General features: G+C 34.1%; 3 protein-coding genes. All 3 read left to right on the forward strand.

The features are described from left to right. The first annotated feature begins 19 nt into the window (after positions 1 to 19). Complete coding sequence (locus CVU84_12805; protein PKM94328.1) at positions 20 to 712, forward strand: GntR family transcriptional regulator; 693 nt, start codon at positions 20 to 22, stop codon at positions 710 to 712. Between the two features lie 103 nt (positions 713 to 815). Further along, positions 816 to 3,524: an aconitate hydratase AcnA gene (acnA, locus tag CVU84_12810; GenBank protein ID PKM94329.1), complete on the forward strand. Its 2,709-nt coding sequence runs from the start codon at positions 816 to 818 to the stop codon at positions 3,522 to 3,524. Positions 3,525 to 3,774: 250 nt separating this feature from the next. Further along, the gene (locus tag CVU84_12815; protein ID PKM94330.1) at positions 3,775 to 6,072 is read left to right on the forward strand and encodes a hypothetical protein; all 2,298 of its coding nucleotides are present in this window, start codon (positions 3,775 to 3,777) and stop codon (positions 6,070 to 6,072) included. Positions 6,073 to 6,557 lie beyond the last annotated feature (485 nt).

Below are 6,557 nucleotides of genomic sequence, written 5' to 3' on the forward strand. Positions count from 1 at the left end.
AGGTTTTAGGAGGAATATTATGAGTAGTTATATTGGAGGAAATGATGCCTCTGATAATTATTCCCTACGAGGACGCGTATTTAATCGAATTAGGGAAGATATCTTAAGAGGTAGGTTTAAGCAAAACGAAGCCTTGATAGAAGTAAAGATTTCCGAAGAACTTGGAGTTAGTCGCACTCCAGTTAGAGAAGCAATCAGGCAGCTTGAGCTGGAGGGTTTGGTTACAAGTATTCCGAATAAAGGAGTAATTGTTACAGGGATTAATTCAAAGGATATTGATGACATTTATGTAATTAGATCTTTAATAGAAGGTTTATCTGCTAAGTGGGCAGCACAAAATATTACTACTGAACAAATTGAAGAATTAGAGGAAATCGTTTATCTTTCTGAGTTTCATCTCAGTAAAAATCATCTAGAACAATTATATGAGTTAGACAATAGATTTCATGAAAAGCTATATGATATTTCCAACAGTAAAATATTAAGACATGTTTTATCTGATTTCCATCATTATGTTCAAAGAGTGAGAAAAGCTTCCTTATCCTCATATGAAAGAGCAGAAAAGTCAATTTTAGAACATAAAATGATTCTTGAAGCGATTAAGGAAGGGGACTATCTTAAGGTTGAAGCCCTTACAAATGAACATATCATCAATACTTCTAAGAATGTTGCGGATAAAAAGATTATGGAAAACTTAAGGCTAGACGATTAAAACTAAAGGAAGTACCATTTTGGTACTTCTTTGTTTCTTTACTAGGATAGTGTTTTAACGGTATAATGGTGTATAACTATAGTATAAATGATAGGAGATAAATATGGAAAAAAACAATGTGTTATCAATAAAGCAAAAACTACAAGTTAACAATAAAGAATATATGTATTATCCACTGGATACACTGGAGAAATTGGATTTTGGCTCTGTCTCTCGTCTACCTTTTTCAATGAAGGTATTGCTAGAAGCAGCAGTGCGTCAACTTGATGGTAGAACCATTATGATTGACCATTTACATCAGATCATAGGCTTTGCAAATAAAGATACAAAAAAAGAAATCCCTTTAATACCTGCTAGAATCTTGTTGCAGGATTTTACTGGGGTTCCGGTTGTTGTAGATTTGGCAGCTATGCGTGATACTATGGAAAGCTGTGGTGGCGATGCCAATAAAATCAATCCAATCGTACCCGTTGACTTGGTTATTGACCATTCTGTAATGGTAGATCGTTTTGGTACGAAGGATGCACTTGAATATAATGTGAATAGAGAATTTGAAAGAAATGATGAGCGCTATAGGTTTCTTAGATGGGCACAAACCGCCTTCGATAATCTTAGAGTAGTGCCACCTGCTACAGGAATTGTGCATCAGGTTAATCTAGAATATTTAGCCTCTGTTGCTGCGACGAAAAAAGTGGATGGGGAAGTCCTTGTCTACCCGGATTCCTTGGTTGGAACGGATTCCCATACAACGATGATCAATGGACTTGGTGTGCTAGGTTGGGGTGTAGGTGGTATTGAAGCAGAAGCTTGTATGTTAGGACAACCCCTATATTTTATCACGCCCGAAGTTGTAGGATTTAAATTATCGGGAGAGTTAAGTGAAGGATCGACCGCTACAGATTTAGCATTAACGATTACCAATATGTTGAGAAAAGTGGGTGTAGTAGGAAAATTTGTGGAATTCTATGGTTCAGGCCTTGCTAATATCAGCTTGGCAGATCGTGCGACAGTTGCCAATATGGCGCCTGAGTATGGTGCAACCATGGGCTTTTTCCCAGTTGATGATGAGACGTTAAATTATTTAAGAGCTACTGGAAGAGAAGAAGAACAAATTGCTCTTGTAGAAGCTTATTATAAAGCGCAAGGTATGTTTAGAACTGCAGTTACTGAAGATCCGATTTTTAATACAACGCTCGAATTAGATTTATCGACAATTGTACCAAGCTTAGCTGGTCCAAAGAGACCACAGGATTTGGTACCATTAACCTCGATGAAAGAAGTATTTAATAAAGTTATGAGAGCACCTATTGCAGAAGGAGGATACGGTATAACTGAAGAAAAGATGAATACGCAAATTGTGCTTCCTTCTCTTGATGAGAAAAGTGAATATTTAAAGACGGGATCGGTTGTAATTGCGGCAATTACAAGTTGTACGAATACTTCCAATCCTAATGTCATGCTTGGAGCTGGACTTGTAGCTAAGAAAGCCATAGAGAGAGGTCTTGCGAAACCAAACTATGTAAAAAGTAGCTTAACACCAGGTTCCTTGGTAGTTACCGATTATTTGATAAAAGCGGGACTATTAGAACACCTTGAAGCACTTGGTTTTTATGTAGCAGGTTACGGTTGCGCAACATGTATTGGTAATAGTGGACCACTTCCAGATGAAGTGAGCAAAGCAGTTTTAGAAAATGATTTAACAGTAGCTTCTGTACTGAGTGGAAACCGAAATTTTGAAGGACGTATTCATGCGGGGGTAAAAGCAAATTATCTTGCTTCGCCCATGCTAGTGGTAGCTTATGCCCTTGCGGGGACTGTTAATATTGACTTTACTTCTGAACCACTTGGTTTTGACCAAGAAGGAAATGCAGTTTTCTTAAAGGATATATGGCCATCAAATCAAGAAATCAAGGAAGCTCTAAATAAAGCAATGAGTCCAGAGATGTTCCGTGAAAAATATACTAATATTTTTGCAGCGAATGCAAGATGGAATGATATTCCAATTAGTGGAGGAAAATTATTCGAATGGGATGATAGTTCTACTTATATTCAAGAACCTCCATTTTTTAAAGATCTGCAATTAAAAACGGGTGATATTCAAGGTATTTCAGCTGCAAAGGTCTTGGCTTTATTAGGGGATTCTGTAACGACAGATCATATATCTCCAGCAGGTAATATATCTGAAAAAAGTCCTGCGGGTCAATATTTAATGGAGCATGGGGTAGATAAAGAAGCATTTAATTCCTATGGTTCACGTCGTGGAAATCACGAGGTTATGATGAGAGGAACATTTGCAAATACCAGAATAAGGAACCAAATGACGCCAGGTATAGAGGGTGGCGTTACGAATTATTTGGAAAATAATGAAGTGATGTCCATTTATGATGCTTCCATGAAGTATCAACAAAATGATGTGTCTTTAATTGTTTTAGCAGGTAAGGAATATGGAACAGGAAGCTCAAGAGATTGGGCTGCCAAAGGTGTTTTTTTACTAGGTGTGAAGGCCGTATTAGCAGAAAGCTATGAACGTATTCACAGAAGCAATTTACTCGGAATGGGTGTATTGCCAATGCAATTTTTGGAAAATGAAAACTGGAACTCTTTAGAAATAACAGGTACAGAAACCTTTACGATCAAAGGATTATCTAATGAAATACTACCCGGACAAAAGGTGAGAGTAGTCGTAACACGAAAGGATAAAAGTCAATTTGAAATTGAAGCAATCCTTCGCTTAGATAGCTTGATTGAGATAGATTATTACCGTAATGGGGGCATATTACAAACTGTATTAAGACAAATGATGGCTGAATAATAAATAGTGCATATGGATTAAACCTATAAATAGAATGGCGCCGAAGAGATAAAATCTATCTGTTTCGGCGCTTTTTTTATCCAATAGAGATAAATATGATTTAAGGAGTATACAAGCGCATACTTCTTGAAATATTCTGACAATTGTGCTAAAATATAACATAATTAACCAAGTTTCTACATAATGACATAAAGATCAATGAATTTAATGGATATTCACAAAACGACTGATAAGATGTAGGAGGTTCTATATGTATAAAAAAGCTTTTTATATTTATATTAATTTGATTCTATTGTTGGTGATAACAGTTTTATTTACCTATATATTTATTCGATCAGAGTTTTCTGCACAAAATGATGAGATCTTAATTTTAGATCAATTCAAAGTCAATGGTGTTGAAGATGAATTAAAATATAGAAACCTTACGCAGGAAAGTGAAAAATTCAATGTAATCGAAACTACCTTTGAGAAAAGTGAATTAGAAAACATAAATGGAAGTCTGGAGTTATTGATTCCCAAGTTATCAGCCAATTGGTATAAGGTTAAAATGAATGATGTTTTAATCGGTTCTGTTGGTAACGATAAAACAAATGCAAGTTCCATCTGGAATGCAATTCATACTTTTACATTTGATAAATCACAAATAAAAGATTTGAATACCGTCACAATTGAAGCATATTCTGATTATAAATTTGGGAAATCAGTGCTACCTATCGTGATAACCAATTCCGAAAGTAGTTATAAAATTATAATGTTTTTAAGATTATTTCTTACGGATTTTAATTATGTCTTATTAGGCATTCTTTTTGCAATTTCATTGTATATATTGTTCTTGATGTCCACTACAACAGAACTTAGAAACTTTGAACGTTTAATACCAGTTGGTGTTTTATTATTGAGTATCAATATTCTTGATTATACTCCAATCTATTATATGCCCTTTTCTCTTTTAACCTTTAGAAAACTTGTTTTTCTTTGCTTATATTTGGCGACAGCCTGTATTTCTTTTGGATTTAGTTATGCTTATAAGAAAAAACTGTTGAAAATACTGGGTATTTTATTGGTTTTGAGTATACTCATTGCAATTGTTTTTTCACCAGATATGATTACATTTAAAAAGTTTTATGTATGGATAAATCTTGGATTGATGGTAAATGTAATAGGTTGGATCATTGTTGCACTTCAGGATATTAAAACCAATAAATATCAATCGCTACTAATCAGTGTAGCAGGTTTTTCTGTTATTGTTCCGGGTATTTATGAGATTATACTTTTGATTTTAGGCATAGATCCTGTATTAAAGATTAGTATTTATGGTATGTTAAGTTGCGCGGTAGGATTGTTAATATTATCTTTCTATAAATATTTTAATTATCAAAAAAATATTTACACCCAAAGTATATTACTTGAAAAAGAAAAAGAGCTCTTAGGTAAAACCTTGATCACAGATGAGCTTACAAATATGTATAACCATCGCTACTTTCACGAGCAGTACAGTAAAATTATTGAGAATACGAATAATAGCTTTAGTCTTTTGTATATTGATATTGATAAATTTACTTTAATAAACGAAAAATTCGGTTATTCAATTGGAGATGAAGTGATTAAGGAAATTAGTTGTATACTTCAATCGAAATTTACCGATAAATTGAAGCTGTTTAGATATGTAGGGGATAACTTTATAGCGATTATGGACTCAACAGAGGAAGAAGAAATTATCAGATTTGCAGATTCTATTCGACTCCCTGTCATTGAATCAGAAACCTTAAAAAAATGTGCGGGGTTTTTTCCTGCAACGATATCTATTGGGATTTCAAGATTTCCAGAAGATGCATTTGATTTAAGAATGCTCATATATTGTTCTGAAAAAGCAGCTCGCTTCGCTAAAATGACAGGTGGAAATAAAGTGAATTTATTTAATACTAGTCTTATTTCTTTGATGGATCAAGAAAAAGATTCTATTAAGAAAGGTATGCTCACTGATTTTGTATGTACCTTTGCATCAGCAATTGATTTAAAAGATTGTTACACAGGTAAGCATTCAGAAGAAGTATGTAGATTATCCATGCTCATCGCCGAAAAGCTTGGATTAAATGAAAATGAAAAACATGATTTAATGATAGGTGGAATGCTCCATGATATTGGAAAACTAGGTGTTCCAGACTCCATTATTTTAAAAGATGGCCCACTCAATAATGAAGAATATTCAATCATTAAAAATCATCCTATTTATGGATATGACATGATAAAACAATTTATCCAAGATAAAAAGATGCTTTCTTGTATTAGGAGTCATCATGAACGTTATGATGGGAGAGGCTACCCCGATCGCTTATCAGGCACTGAAATTCCGCTATTAGCAAGAATTATAACAGTAGCAGACTCTTATCATGCCATGGTATCAAATCGACCTTATCGTAAATCTTTATCTAAGGAAATAGCTATTTTAGAGTTAATAAAGAATAAGGGGACTCAGTTTGACCCTAAAATCGTCGATATTATGGTTGAGGCCGTATTAATAGAACCAAGGGTAGAGCAAGTGGGATAGAATCATAAATTATAAAAGTATTTTCCTTTGTTAGCGCTTTTTGTCCTAAATAAATCCAAAACATAAGCACCTGTTATAGTTGGTGATAAGACGGTCGACAAAAGCATTTTTTCTGATAGGTGTATAGATTATTGGCAGCAAGTGTTCATTTTTCTGGCCTTACCCTTTGGCCGGTCGGGCGAAAAATGAACACTTGCTGCCTTACATAATCATCTAGAAGAAAAAATGCTTTTCTCTCTATTTCTATAATTGAGTGGTTATTACCGCGATGTTAATATTCATAAGGGTAAATAAAACCATTGATTTGAAATGAGACATAATCACAAATGATATACAAGGACATTATCATAAATGGTTCATAAAATAAACAGTGTTTATAAAAACAATATGTCAATTATTTGTGAAAATGTCCCAATAAATCCAAAACATAAGCACCAGTTATAGTTGGTGCGCTGACTGTCGATAAAAGCATTTTTTCTGATAAG

It is taken from the genome of Firmicutes bacterium HGW-Firmicutes-1 (assembly GCA_002841625.1).
Classification (GTDB): domain Bacteria; phylum Bacillota; class Clostridia; order Lachnospirales; family Vallitaleaceae; genus HGW-1.

Coding starts and splice junctions, on each gene's coding strand:
- CVU84_12805 (PKM94328.1), top strand. CDS start 20: ATGAGTAGTTATATTGGAGGAAATGATGCCTCTGATAATTATTCCCTA.
- acnA (PKM94329.1), top strand. CDS start 816: ATGGAAAAAAACAATGTGTTATCAATAAAGCAAAAACTACAAGTTAAC.
- CVU84_12815 (PKM94330.1), top strand. CDS start 3,775: ATGTATAAAAAAGCTTTTTATATTTATATTAATTTGATTCTATTGTTG.